The 13,109-nt window shown below is 55.4% G+C and carries 10 protein-coding genes and 2 tRNA genes; 4 read left to right on the forward strand and 8 right to left on the reverse strand.

All coding sequences use genetic code 11. From position 1 onward, the window contains the following. Nucleotides 1–39 precede the first annotated feature (39 nt). From NITLEN_RS11125 to rph, 5 genes are all read right to left on the reverse strand, one after another. Nucleotides 40–2,973 (reverse strand): DUF748 domain-containing protein, encoded by a 2,934-nt coding sequence (locus tag NITLEN_RS11125; RefSeq protein WP_121989684.1) that lies wholly within the window; start codon nt 2,971–2,973, stop codon nt 40–42. A gap of 16 nt (nt 2,974–2,989) precedes the next feature. Further along, nucleotides 2,990–3,066 (reverse strand) — tRNA-Arg (locus tag NITLEN_RS11130). Between the two features lie 65 nt (nt 3,067–3,131). Continuing rightward, nucleotides 3,132–3,208 (reverse strand) — tRNA-Pro (locus NITLEN_RS11135). Then, a complete protein-coding gene (locus NITLEN_RS11140) occupies nt 3,199–3,816 on the reverse strand; it encodes an XTP/dITP diphosphatase (protein ID WP_245924435.1) in 618 nt (205 codons plus the stop codon). Before NITLEN_RS11140 ends, NITLEN_RS11135 begins: the two co-directional genes overlap by 10 nt. A 9-nt stretch (nt 3,817–3,825) precedes the next feature. Continuing rightward, entirely contained in the window at nt 3,826–4,569 is a 744-nt protein-coding gene (rph, locus tag NITLEN_RS11145; RefSeq protein WP_121989685.1) for a ribonuclease PH, read from the reverse strand. A gap of 443 nt (nt 4,570–5,012) precedes the next feature. On the opposite strand from rph, the gene NITLEN_RS11150 reads away from it, so the two are divergent. Then, a complete protein-coding gene (locus NITLEN_RS11150; protein ID WP_121989686.1) occupies nt 5,013–6,152 on the forward strand; it encodes an HD-GYP domain-containing protein in 1,140 nt (379 codons plus the stop codon). 130 nt (nt 6,153–6,282) lie between these two features. Then, nucleotides 6,283–6,789 (forward strand): hypothetical protein, encoded by a 507-nt coding sequence (locus NITLEN_RS11155; protein ID WP_121989687.1) that lies wholly within the window; start codon nt 6,283–6,285, stop codon nt 6,787–6,789. Between the two features lie 73 nt (nt 6,790–6,862). On the opposite strand, the gene metH is transcribed toward NITLEN_RS11155, so the two are convergent. Next, complete coding sequence (gene metH / locus NITLEN_RS11160) at nt 6,863–10,558, reverse strand: methionine synthase (RefSeq protein ID WP_245924436.1); 3,696 nt, start codon at nt 10,556–10,558, stop codon at nt 6,863–6,865. 134 nt (nt 10,559–10,692) lie between these two features. Here metH and NITLEN_RS11165 point away from each other — a divergent pair, with 134 nt between their 5' ends. Further along, nucleotides 10,693–11,475, forward strand: coding sequence for a hypothetical protein (locus tag NITLEN_RS11165; RefSeq protein WP_146216169.1), 783 nt, complete (start codon nt 10,693–10,695; stop codon nt 11,473–11,475). Between the two features lie 36 nt (nt 11,476–11,511). On the opposite strand, the gene NITLEN_RS11170 is transcribed toward NITLEN_RS11165, so the two are convergent. Then, entirely contained in the window at nt 11,512–12,144 is a 633-nt protein-coding gene (locus tag NITLEN_RS11170) for a DUF4124 domain-containing protein (protein WP_181416807.1), read from the reverse strand. A 158-nt stretch (nt 12,145–12,302) separates the two neighbouring features. Between NITLEN_RS11170 and NITLEN_RS11175 the strand changes: the two genes are divergently transcribed. Beyond that, complete coding sequence (locus tag NITLEN_RS11175) at nt 12,303–12,746, forward strand: hypothetical protein (protein WP_121989690.1); 444 nt, start codon at nt 12,303–12,305, stop codon at nt 12,744–12,746. A gap of 37 nt (nt 12,747–12,783) precedes the next feature. Here the strand turns inward: NITLEN_RS11175 and NITLEN_RS11180 are convergent, their stop codons facing one another. Next, nucleotides 12,784–13,020, reverse strand: coding sequence for a putative signal transducing protein (locus tag NITLEN_RS11180; protein WP_121989691.1), 237 nt, complete (start codon nt 13,018–13,020; stop codon nt 12,784–12,786). Between the last annotated feature and the right edge of the window lie 89 nt (nt 13,021–13,109).

Here is a 13,109-nt window from a genome sequence, read left to right on the forward strand (position 1 = left end):
GATCGAACCTCTGTATTACTCTGTCAGCGGACACGGACGCTAACGCGCAGCCATAGCAAGAGCCGCCGATACGGTCGTGCCACTCCCGTCCTTAAATCCCGCCTCTAGAATAAAGACTCGGGCCTCTTCTATCTTCCCCTGCTGCGTCAGCCATTCCCTGATCCCCTCTGCGCGACGTTGCGCCAGGAGTCGAAGCTGCCCTTCATCGACAGCGATCGTTTGGAGTAAGCGGCCTTTCATCTCATGAACTGAAAGCGGCGGTACGTCAGGCGGACCTGCTACCGGAGGGAATTGCTTGGCATACCAGGCTGTCGTCAGACGCGATTCATCCTCCGGTGAAAGAACAGGCGCCGGCTCTTTTCCAGCCGGCTTGCCGGTTTCTTCGAGCTTGAACCGCCGCAACCGCTCAAGGAACTGATCCTCCGCCAGCACTCGCGCATCCACATGCGTATCGGCCATGCCCGTCACATCTAGCGACAGAGCCGGCCGTTCCGTCAGCACGGTGACTAAAGTCATCAGCTTTTTCGTTTCGACCGCAGAGAGATCGCTGCGTCCGGGAGCAAATTCGATCGCCTGTAGCTCCTCCCCGCTGCCTCCAACGAGAGAGCCGATTAACGCAAAGGGCGAGGTGACGGCCTTGCCGAGCAAATTCAGCACCGTATTCAACAGCAACTTCCCATACTTAAAGTCCGGATCCTTCAGATTGCCACGCACCGGCAAATCAATCGCAATCTGGCCTTTTCGATCTTTGAGCAATGCGACAACCAGAGGAACCGGCAACGAGGTGGCATCGGGACTCTCGGTCTTCTCTCCAAAGCCCAACTGATCGATGAGTACCTTGTTCTCCGCCTCCAACTCATGTTGAGACAGCTTGTACGCCAGATCCAGAAAGAGCTTCCCCTTCCGGATGGGATAGCCCACATACTTCCCGCTATAGGGGCCAGCCGTAGTCAGGTCGATATTGTCGAACTTCACCGAAATATCGGTGAAGGCATTCTCGCTAAGCGGATTGATCTTGCCCACAACCCGCAATGGCGCCACGCGACCGAGCTTGCCCGACAAGTCGACGTCAGCCTTCGCCACTTGCTTCGAAGACAACCCCTTCACCGTCCCTGACAATTCTTCGAGCCCCGTACGCACTGTCGGTGAAATGGAGTCATCTTGAAAGATGACCGCACCGTTGGTCAGCTTCACCGTCTTGATGGCAATGTCTGGCGCCGGTTTTGATTTACCAGGAGGCGGTTCAGGCGCTGGAGCCGACTTCACCTCAGTCTCCTTTTGGGCTTTGACAAGGTGCGCCAGATTCATCGTTCCATCGGACTGCACCGCCAATTGAACACGGAGTTGGTCGAGACCGACTTCCGCAAGGGAGACGGTCGTCGGATCCACTGTCAGAGCGATCTGCTTCAGCAGCAGATGCTTCCAGGAGACAACCGGCAGCCCCTCTTCTCGGTTCACCAGCGCCAATGATTTCACTCCCAGGTTTCCTCGGAAGGTCATCAGCGGAGCCTTCGGATGTTCGACCGCCAGATGAAACGATCCATCAACATCCAGTGAACCGTCGTCGATTCCAACACGGGTCGCCTGTTCCAGATAGGGTTCGAACGGCGCCAATCCCAGGTTCTTCAATGCCAGCGTAAAGTCCGCCTGAAAAGGCGACACGACCATCTGGCCATCGAGCGCGAAGGTACCAGTGTCATTGATGGTCTGGTCGACGGTGAGCGGAATCGGACCTTTGATCGGCCAGGCCAGATCATGCGACCGTGCAGACCTCACAACAACCTTGGCCTGCATGGTAGAGGGAAGAGAACGATCCTCAAATCGAATCGTATGATTCTTGATCTGTACGTCCTTCACCGCCACCGACCAGGGCGATGATTCTTTGGCCGATTCTTTGGGCGTGGTCTTGGGAGGAGCCTTCTCGGCCACCGGCCCGCTCTCGGCCGGCGCGAAGAGCGCCTGAAGGTTCAGACTCTTATCGGGATTCAGCCAGACCCGGTCAGATGCATCGGCAAGACCCACTGACGCAATCGACACCGTATGCTGCCGCAAATCTACCTGAATGCCGTCGATCCTAAACGAAGGAACGGAGATCACCGGATCCACACTGCCTTTTTCAACCAAACCGACATCCGAAAGGTGCAGAGAGGCCTCTGAGACGATACAGTCCATCGGAGCCACTCCCATATCGAGCCGATACGGCACCTTGGCATCGATCGTACCAGTGGGGATATCAAAATTGAATTGGCCCTGCACATACTGAAAAATGGTGGGGATCCTCACGCCGCTCAAAACCAGCGCACCCTCAGAACGGATCGGTTCCAAGGTGATGGTGCCTTTCCAGTCCAACACCTCCCCTTTGCCCAGTTCCGCGGAAAACGAATAGGTATTGTCTCCACCCGGCTTGGTATGGAAATTCCTCAGCACGATACCGATCGGCACAATATCAATGGCCACCGGCTTGGGCTTAGATTCGTCTCGAAACTCCACGATGCCCTGGGTAATCTCAAATACCCCGATCTGCACGGCAGGAATCGCCCCCGGATGCTCCTGCGCCTTGGCAGGAGGCAGCTGATCATCCGGCGCACCCTGAGGAACCAAATCGAGCACATTGAGATGACCGTTCGGCGCCACCTTCGCCGCCACATACGGCATGGTCAGACGGATAGCATCAAATACATACGCCAGACGGAACAGCGAGACCGCTTGGAAATTCACGAAGAATTCCTCAAACCCGACCATAGGCGTCTGATCGCTCTCGCGAATTTCCAACCCGGTTATCCGCAAGGACAATTCAAATGGATTGACGGCCACCTCTCTCACGGCCACCGGATGGCGGATCGTCTCGGCGACTTTCGGTACAGCGTAGGTGGTAATCAGGTACGGCAGCAGGAAAAATCCGACAAGCGCATAGAGCAGCAGCGCGACGCCGCTACCAATCGCGAGAGGAAGAGGACGGAAGAATCTACGCATGGATGGCTAACCAACGTGGTGCGCCCGGCTGGAATCGAACCAGCGACCTACGGCTTAGAAGGCCGTTGCTCTATCCAACTGAGCTACGGGCGCAAACACTGGATGTGTTTATCCCGTCGCCAACAATGTATGAGGCTCCGGGTCGAGCAGGCTCAATTTGGTCGGGGCGAGAGGATTTGAACCTCCGACATCCTGCTCCCAAAGCAGGCGCGCTACCGGGCTGCGCTACGCCCCGACGGCACTCTCAGACTGCCGCGCACGAAGGAGTTCCTTGGCTTGAAGGAACGCCTTCGCACGATGACTGATGCGATTCTTCTGCTCAGCAGATATCTCCGCTAATGTCACGTTCAACTCCGGGACATAGAACACCGGATCATATCCAAATCCTTTTGATCCGCTGGCCTTATCCGTAATATACCCGGTTAAAACCCCCTGCGTCACTTGAACTGGCTCTCCCGGCACGGCAATGGCTGCGACCGTGATGAATCGAGCGGTCCGCCGTTCATACGGAATGCCCTCAAGCTCCTGAACTAACTTGTGGCAATTGTCTTCATAGGTCGCGTGCTCTCCCGCATAGCGGGCAGCATAGACACCAGGTCTGCCATCCAGCGCATCCACTTCCAACCCGGTATCGTCGGCCACGGCCGTCAACCCCGTCGCCCTTGCAATCTCACAGGCTTTCTTGATGGCATTGGCCTCACAGGTTGCACCATCTTCTTCAACTTCAGGCGCATGCGGAAAATCAGCCAGCGTGCGGATCCGAATGCCCAGATCGCCAAGCAATGCCGCCAATTCTTCGACTTTGTGCCTGTTTCTCGTCGCGAGGACGACTTCTGAAATCACAGCAGCCTACTAGTCTAATGATCCAATCAGTTCTTTTTGAATGGCGGTGAGACGCTGAATAGCCTGCCAGCCAAGATTCAAAAACTCGTCCATATCCTGCTTGGCAAAAGGTGTCTTTTCTGCCGTCCCTTGAACTTCGACATACCGACCGCGGCCGGTCATCACAAGATTCATATCCACTTCAGCCATCGAGTCTTCAGTATAGGCCAAATCCACCATGACTTCCCCACCAACTTTACCAACGCTAATCGCCGCCAAATAGTCAGTCAGTGGAAGGCGCTTGATCAAATCCTTCTTCTTCAACACGGTGAACGCGTCCGCGAGTGCAATAAACGCCCCTGTAATCGACGCGGTTCTCGTTCCTCCGTCCGCCTGGATCACGTCACAATCGATCCAGATACTCCGTTCGCCCATTTGGGTCATATCGGTCACGGACCGCAAGGCTCGGCCGACCAACCGTTGAATCTCCAGCGTTCTCCCCCCCTGCTTTCCCTTAACGGCTTCACGGGAAGTCCGCTCATGCGTTGCACGGGGAAGCATGGAGTATTCTGCCGTGACCCATCCACTGCCTTTGCCTTTGAGAAACGGTGGCACTTTTTCTTCAATGGACGCCGTGCAAATGACCTTGGTATCCCCCATTTCAATGAGGACGGACCCTTCAGCATGCTTGGTGAAGCTTCTTGTCACTTTGACCGGCCGATGCTGGTCTTTCCGTCTGCCATCAAATCGTACTAATCCGGCTACCGCGCTCATCGCATACTCCCCTTCTCGTCTTCAATAAAGTGAGAGCGGGATTATAGTGGAGCCCTGTCCAAAGCGCAAACCAGAGCTCACCCACTCTTCACGCTCAATCTCTACTCCGCGCGCTTCTTGAATTGTACGAAATACGCCTATGCAGCAGACATATTCTGTACAGGTCGCTATTGAGTCGACCGCCTAGCCCCTCGCCACACAACGGGAAAGTCCTTCCGCCTAAAAGACACGAACGGCTTGCTGGTAAAGACATTTCATGCGACGCTCAGCCCCGATGGATCGTAGTCTTCGGAGTATTGAAACCGTCGCCTCGCCGCTGCTATTGACTGGCATAAAAGGTGCAGAAAATCGAGTAGTTCACAAAACTCTCAAGAGTCCACACAGCAAGCCGATAATGATTCTACATAACGCGCTTCACTCAACCTCGATACCGCAATAACTCCATGCCTATTTTGTCTGATCGTGAGACCCAGCAAGCCCTCCTTGAAAACCGGAACATTCTGGTTGTCGATGATGAAGAACCGATTCGCCGCCTACTGGGGTATATGCTCCAAACTCATGGCTATACCGTCACCCTTGCCGCCGATGCGCGTGAGGCCCGGCAGCGGATGGATGAACAGCCCTTCGCCTTAATGCTGTGCGATGTGAACATGCCCGGAGAGTCCGGCATGGATCTCGTCCGGAACCTATTCGCTGACCGCCCACATATTGCCGCCATCATGGTTACCGGCCTCGATAGCTCGGTACTGGCGAACGCGGCGCTCGACATGGGAGCCTTCGGATATATCGTTAAACCCTTCGAATCAAACGAAGTGCTCATCGATGTCGCCAATGCCTTGCGCCGCCGCCGGCTGGAAATGGAAAACCGTTTACATCGGGATAATCTTGAAGAAATTGTCAGAACCAGAACGATGGCCTTGCAGCAGGCCCTTGAGTGGTTGGAGCGCAGCGAGAAAGAGCTTCGCCTCTCCAGGGAAGAAACGATTGAACGATTGGCTATTGCCGCCGAATTCCGTGACAGCTCTACAGCCCAGCATATCCAACGAATGAGTCACTACTGCGAGTTACTGGCGCGTAAGCTCGGGCTGGCGCCGGACCGGGTGGATCTGATTCGCACCGCAAGCCCGATGCATGATATCGGTAAGATCGGGACTCCGGACCACGTGCTTCTCAAACCGGGGAAATTCACTGCGGCAGAATTTGACGTCATCTCCCAGCACGCGGAAATCGGCTACAAGATTCTCTCCGGATCTGATTCCGAACTACTGAAGGTCGCCGCAATCATCGCCTGGACACATCACGAACGCTATGACGGAACCGGCTACCCTCGCAAATTGAAAGGCGAAGAGATTCCCATTGAAGGCCGTATCGCCTCCATCGCCGATAACTTCGATGCCTTGACCACTGCCCGGGTCTATAAGCCGGCATTCGACTTCGAGCACGCCCGCGACTTGATGATCAAAGAACGCGGCAAACACTTCGACCCCGAATTACTCGACCTCTTTCTCTCTGCCCCCGAAGACCTTCGGCGCATCCACGAACAATACACCGACAGCTCCAAGCAAGACTCCACTGCGGCCTAGCGCATTCTTCGCAATTCGTTGACCGGGTTTCCCCTCACCGATATACTTTTTTTATTCCACCGGAACCACCTCGCCACGACGTTCCGAAGGCTGTCTGATACTGACATTCCTCACGAAAGGGTCGCCGACCATGGCTAAGAAGACCACTGCGCTCCAGAAGCGGACTGCGAGCAGAAATTGGATTGCCTACCTCTGTGAAGCGTTGGTGACATCCGGTGTGATGCCGACTTGGGAGGCCGCCACCTATCTCACGGAGAACCTCTTTGGAGAGAAACCCAACCCTCGACTCCTGAGTCCCTCACAGGCTCATGAGATGACCGCACAGTTTCTGCGCAGACTCTACGAGCCGATTGCCGAAGCGGCTATGCGAGACAGCCACCTTCCGGCATCAGAGAAGCTTCATGTATTCACCGATATTAGTCTGACCGGAAACTCAGCCGTTCTGGTCGTCCATCTCTCTCAGGCCGACCACACTCAGCATCTCTTACTTCTGGACCCAGCCAAAGCGTGGGACCTCGTATTTATCGATGCGGAATCGTTCAACTCGTGGGCTGAGGCACGCTATCGATCCATCTACCACGCACTCCAAACAGCCCGTCTGAATGTATCAAACGATGTGTTGGAGACAGCCGTCTAACGGCTGTCACAACCACACCGCTCACGCGTTGTGCGCGCTCCAATAGGATCGTTTGATTGAGAAACTAAAACTGCTAGGCCGATTCGTAGTTGAGATTCGGCGAAAGCCAGCGCTCGACCGTGCCTAGATCCATCCCTTTTCGGCGGGCATAATCTTCGGCTTGGTCTTTTCCGATCTTTCCCACGGCAAAGTATTTCGCCTCCGGATGAGCAAAATAAAAGCCGCTGACCGCCGCAGTCGGCAGCATGGCGAAACTCTCAGTTAATGTAATACCGGCGTTCCGTTCAACCTGAAGCACGTCAAACAGGAGACGCTTCTCGGTATGATCCGGACAGGCCGGATAACCAGGCGCCGGACGGATACCACGATACCTCTCGCGAATTAGTTCTTCAGCCGACAACGTCTCTTGTTTTCCATAGCCCCATTCATCGCGGACGCGTTTATGAAGGAATTCAGCAAAGGCCTCAGCCAGGCGATCAGCTAACGCTTTCGCCATAATCGAGTTGTAGTCGTCATGATCTTTATCGAACCGACGACACAATTCATCCAAACCGATCCCCGCCGTCACCGCAAAAGCCCCGATATGATCTGCCCGGCCTGAGCCGTGGGGAGCCACATAGTCGGCCAACGCAAGATTCGGCTGGCCTTGAGGCTTTTCTGATTGCTGTCTGAGCGTATGGACAGTTGTGACCTGCTGCATGCACGTCGCATCTTGATAGAGTTCGATGTCGTCGCCCATACTTGCCGCGGCAAAGAATCCGTACACGCCCTTCGCGGTCAGCAACTTCTTCTGGATAATCTCGTCCAGCAATCGACGCGCATCGTCATACAGTTCCTTCGCCTTCGGGCCGACCGTCGCGTCATTGAAAATGGCGGGATAACGGCCCCTCAATTCCCAGGTATGAAAGAACGGCGACCAATCGATAAACGGCACCAGTTCACTTAAAGGCTGATCGCTGATCGTCCGCACGCCCAGGAAAGACGGTACTGGAACCTCAAGCGTTGCCCAGTCAGAGGTAAACCTGTTTGCACGTGCGTTCGCGATCGGCAACACCGGCTTGGCGCCGCGGTCTTGATGCGCCTGCCTCATCCGCTCGTAATCATCCCGCACCTGTTGCACAAACCCCGGCTTCTGGGACGGACTGATCAAGCTGCCCACTACCCCAACCGCCCGCGAGGCATCCAACACATGCACCACCGATGGCGTGTAGGAGGGAGCGATCTTCACCGCTGTGTGAGCCTTGCTGGTCGTCGCCCCGCCGATGAGCAGCGGCACGGTAAAACCTTCGCGGGTCATTTCCTTGGCGACATGCACCATTTCATCCAGCGACGGCGTAATAAGTCCGCTCAGTCCGATCACATCGACCTTGAGCTCTTTTGCCGCCGCTAGGATCTTGTCGCAGGACACCATAACCCCGAGATCGATCACCTCATAGTTATTGCAACCCAGCACTACGCCGACGATGTTTTTCCCAATGTCGTGCACATCGCCTTTCACCGTCGCGAGCAAGATTTTCCCTTGCGCCTGATAGCCGCCGATCCGCTTCTTCTCCTCTTCCATGTACGGCATCAAATAGGCAACGGACTTCTTCATGACCCGCGCGCTCTTCACGACTTGCGGCAGAAACATCTTGCCGGATCCGAAGAGGTCGCCGACGATGTTCATGCCGGCCATCAACGGGCCTTCGATGACAGACAACGGCTTCGGATATTTCTGGCGCGCTTCTTCCGTATCCTGATCGATGAAGTCGGTAATACCTTTGACTAGGGCGTGCGAGAGACGTTCCTCAACTGTCCCCTTGCGCCACTCATCATCTTTGACGACCGCTTTCCCCTTCTGCTTGACCGTTTCGGCAAAGTTCACCAGCCGTTCGGTGGCATCAGGCCGCCGGTTCAGCAACACATCCTCAACCAATTCGAGCAGGTCCTTGGGAATCTCTTCGTACACCGCCAACTGACCGGCATTCACGATCCCCATATCAAGGCCGGCCTTGATCGCATGATAGAGAAACGCCGCGTGCATCGCTTCACGAACCACATTGTTCCCGCGGAAGGAGAACGAGATATTGCTGATGCCGCCGCTGACCTTGGCGCCGGGCAAATTCTTCTTAATCCAGCGGGCGGCTTCGATGAAATCCACCGCATAGTTGTTGTGCTCTTCAATGCCGGTGGCGACGGTCAAAATATTGGGATCGAAGATGATATCAGTTGCCGGCAAACCCACCCGTTCCGTCAGAATCTTGTAGGAACGCGCGCAGATCTCCTTCTTTCGCTCCAATGTATCGGCCTGCCCCTGCTCATCGAATGCCATGACGACGACGGCGGCCCCGTACCGGTGAACCAGTGTCGCTTGTTCGACAAATTTCTGTTCGCCTTCTTTGAGGCTGATACTGTTGACAATAGCCTTGCCTTGAATATTTCTGAGGCCGGTTTCCAACACCTCCCACTTGGAACTGTCGACCATGATCGGCACTTTGCAAATATCCGGCTCCGAGGCGATGAGGCGGAGAAATTTCTCCATCGCCGCCTTGGAGTCCAGCATGCCTTCATCCATGTTGATATCGATGATCTGCGCGCCGCCTTCGACTTGCTGACGCGCCACAGACAGGGCGGATTCGTAGTCACCGGCCAGGATCAGCTTCGAGAAGGCCGGCGAGCCGGTCACGTTGGTCCGTTCACCAATATTGACGAAGTTCGAATCGGGACGAAGAGTGACCGCTTCAAGCCCGCTCAAACGCGTGTAGGGTTCGACCGTTGGAATTGCCCGGGGCTCTACGCCGCGCACGGCTTCAGCGATCTTCTTGATATGGTCCGGAGTCGTCCCGCAACAGCCACCCACAATATTGAGCCAGCCGTTCTGCGCCCACTCGCGCAATTGCGGCGCGAGCGTCTCGGGCGTTTCCGGAAATCCCGTAGGCAGCAACGGATTGGGCAATCCGGCATTCGGATGGGAACTGATATAGATCGGCGCGATCTGGGACAACTCTTCGATCAACGGCCGCATTTCCTTCGGCCCCAACGCACAGTTCATCCCGACGCTCAGAAGCGGCACATGCGAAATCGAATTCCAGAACGCTTCAACCGTTTGCCCCGTCACGCCACGATTGCTGCCGGCTTGAATAAATGTCACCGAGGCCATGACCGGCACCGGCCGCCCGCCGTCCTCAAAAATCTGTTGGATGGCAAAGAACGCGGCCTTGGCGTTGAGTGTGTCGAAGATCGTTTCTACGAGCAGGAGATCGGCTCCGCCATCAAGCAGCCCTCGCACCTGCTCACTGTAGGCCGCCACAAGTTCTTCGTAGGTCGTCCCCCGCGCGGCTGAGTTATTGACGTCCGTCGAGATCGACGACGTTTTTGTCGTCGGCCCAATGGCCCCGGCCACGAAACATTGCCGGCCCGGTTGAGCCGCTTGCGCGGTGAGCACCGCCCGCTTGGCACATTCCGCTCCGGCTTTTGACAGCTCGTAGCCCAGCGTCTCCAGGTGATAGTCGGCCAGCGAGATCGACTGCGAATTGAAGGTATTCGTTTCGACAATGTCGGCTCCGGCATCGAGATACTGTCGATGGATGTCCTCGATAATGGCCGGCTGCGTAATATTCAAGAGATCATTGTGCCCCTTGAGGTCCTGCTTCCAGTCTTTAAAGCGCTCGCCGCGAAAGGCCGCCTCGTCCAGCTTCCGTTGCTGGATCATGGTTCCCATCGCCCCATCGAGGATCAGGATTCGGTTCTTGAGAAGTTGCTCGATCGATGTCTGTATGGATTGACCCACTGGTGAATATCTCCCATAACAAATCTTATAAGAATGCCATGATACTGGAAGGGTTTCAGACCGGCAAGGCAGGCTGCTTTCTTGACAGACCTTCAGCCCTGTCGATACGATGCTCACGCGTACGGAGGATGCCCTTGCCGACTCGACGATCCAGGTACCGCCTCGCGTGGGTGCTCCTCCTAGGCACTCTGCTGTGTCCTCCTCAGAGCCTTTCGGCTACGCCGTATTTCGAAGACGGCTTCCTCGGCCTCACACAAAAAGAACTTCACGAACGGCTGGGGATGCCCCAGGCGGTGCGGGACAGGAAGTCGGCGCTCCGGGTCTTCACCTACTACCCCATCACCGACTGGCAGAAATACTTCAGCAAACTTGTCTCACCGGAAAACGGCGAGGATGTGTATACCTTCACCAGAAACGGCATCGACATACGGTACTCCTTCGCCTATGCCGTCGATCCCAACGATACGAGCGACACTCGCCCCCTGTATGTGCGGCTGGTGGATATTGAATTCACGCCACCCGTTCCCATTGCCCAAGTTCCCTCGCTCGTTCCCGAATTCAGCCCCTCCAGAGACTCCCACGCGCCGGCTTTTCGTTCGAATATCTGGATACTACTATTTAAAGGCTCCCCGTCGGACGCCGCAAGATTCTTGATTAAGGAGAAAGGGAAAGAGCAACTGGACTGGACACTGACGTATCAGCTGTTTTCGCTACAAGGATTGCCTGATCGCTTCACGACGTTGGCGACGATCGACCGGATGGAAATCAGCACGCAAAGCCTCCAGTTGGTCACACAGCGCCAGCGTCACACCCATGAGGCCATCGTGAATCCCTACTCGCCTGAATTTGCGGAACGGGTTATTCCTTCACCTGCGGCGCAACCCAAAAAAATTCCGGTGCCTCAATACGCTGAATAGGACGCCTCATTGAGGAGACGGACAGTGCCCGCTCGCCTACTGCCCAACCGGCTTGAGACGATCTTGTTGGGCCTGACCGACGGCCATCGCTCGTCCCTTCATACTCGCCATCGGACCATTATCACTCACATAGAGCAAAATCGGTGTGGCCACACCCAGCGTCACAAGCAGGCAGAGAGCCAACAAACGCACCAGTTGGCTCTTACTGAAATACATCATGAGCAAGAGCACAACCGCTGCCGCACCGGCATAGTTCACAATCTGCGATTGCGAAGAGTTCATGTCTGATGATGGGACCGTTGATGGCACCGACTGTATTTTCGTAGAAGCAGAGGATCGTGCAATGCCGAAACCCTGAAGTAGTTCCGTCACTTTCTGCTTCACTGTCGTAATCGGCGGCAACACAATGGCCTTCACGGAATCTAAGGCAGACGGAGGACGTTCCTGAGGCGTCGCCTGCTCATGAGTCTTCACTTTCGCTCGATACTTCTCCGGAATGTTGTCCATCGAATCACTGAACCGGGGATTACCATGTTCATCGATGTAGGAATATATCGTTGTGGCATGGGCCTGATAGAGATAGGGATCGATACCAAGCAGCAACCCTGCCAGCATGATTCCGCCTAACCACGATCGCATTGCGCTGAGCCGATAGACAGTTTGTTTCATCGTTGACCTCATCCCTACTCGCCTGACCTCGCCAAGACTGTCCCGCTCTTGATCGAGGCTCCCCTGCTAAATTGTCCTGAGATACTGCCCGGTTAGCTTGACTCACCCTACCCCCCTTAGTTAGCATGCGCCAGCTCATTCAGGAAGCAATTACGACTATGGAACAGACTCCTTCTGCCCCCGAACAAGTCCCGGTCCACGAGGACGAACAATCGTTTATCCGGCGCCCCCTCGTCCGCAAAATCATCTATGCAGGGCTGGCGATTGCCTTCCTGATGATGGTCGTCGTCCCGCTTGCCGTTCAGCTGAGCGACCCTGATTTCAAAAAGCATATTGAGCAGCGCCGAGTGATGGCCGGCATGTCGAAAGATCAGGTCCTCAAATCTTGGGGAGGACCACAGACCATCAATACGTCCTTTACGAAGGAAGGACTACGGCGTGAAGAATGGATTTTTGAGGATTGGATCAGTACTGCCGAGGTGAAGCACCGCTATCTCTATTTCGAAGAAGGTCTGCTGATCGGCGGGTGGTATGAAGGATCCGGGGAACGTAAGCCAACCGACCTCCCTGCCGACTCGCCCCATCCCAAAATTCCACGATAACCGAATCGTGAAAATCCGCGTTCGACGTGCCATCCCGCTAGGGAGATGGTGCGACTTCTCGAATCGGCAGACGCAACCGGCTAATCAGCGTCTTTGCCCGCTCCCAGTCGGATTCGTCTACCATCACCTGACAACACAAATCCAGCACACCCGGATACAGACTACTCACGTGTTCGTCCTGAAACACACAGACAATGCCGTTGGCCTCGCACAGGCTCTTGATGAACCCAAGCTCCCCGATATCCTGCGCTGTGGTCAAATACCGCATTCGCATGGAGTAACCACCGTTCCTTACCCCAGAATCGACTGACAAACAGGATGCACATCGGCGCTGTTCATCCGGTCGCTTTGACGCTCGAACAG

This window comes from Nitrospira lenta (assembly GCF_900403705.1).
Taxonomy (GTDB): Bacteria; Nitrospirota; Nitrospiria; order Nitrospirales; family Nitrospiraceae; genus Nitrospira_D; species Nitrospira_D lenta.

Coding starts and splice junctions, on each gene's coding strand:
- NITLEN_RS11125 (WP_121989684.1), bottom strand. CDS start 2,973: ATGCGTAGATTCTTCCGTCCTCTTCCTCTCGCGATTGGTAGCGGCGTC.
- rph (WP_121989685.1), bottom strand. CDS start 4,569: ATGAGCGCGGTAGCCGGATTAGTACGATTTGATGGCAGACGGAAAGAC.
- NITLEN_RS11150 (WP_121989686.1), top strand. CDS start 5,013: ATGCCTATTTTGTCTGATCGTGAGACCCAGCAAGCCCTCCTTGAAAAC.
- NITLEN_RS11155 (WP_121989687.1), top strand. CDS start 6,283: ATGGCTAAGAAGACCACTGCGCTCCAGAAGCGGACTGCGAGCAGAAAT.
- NITLEN_RS11170 (WP_181416807.1), bottom strand. CDS start 12,144: ATGAAACAAACTGTCTATCGGCTCAGCGCAATGCGATCGTGGTTAGGC.
- NITLEN_RS11175 (WP_121989690.1), top strand. CDS start 12,303: ATGGAACAGACTCCTTCTGCCCCCGAACAAGTCCCGGTCCACGAGGAC.
- NITLEN_RS11180 (WP_121989691.1), bottom strand. CDS start 13,020: ATGCGAATGCGGTATTTGACCACAGCGCAGGATATCGGGGAGCTTGGG.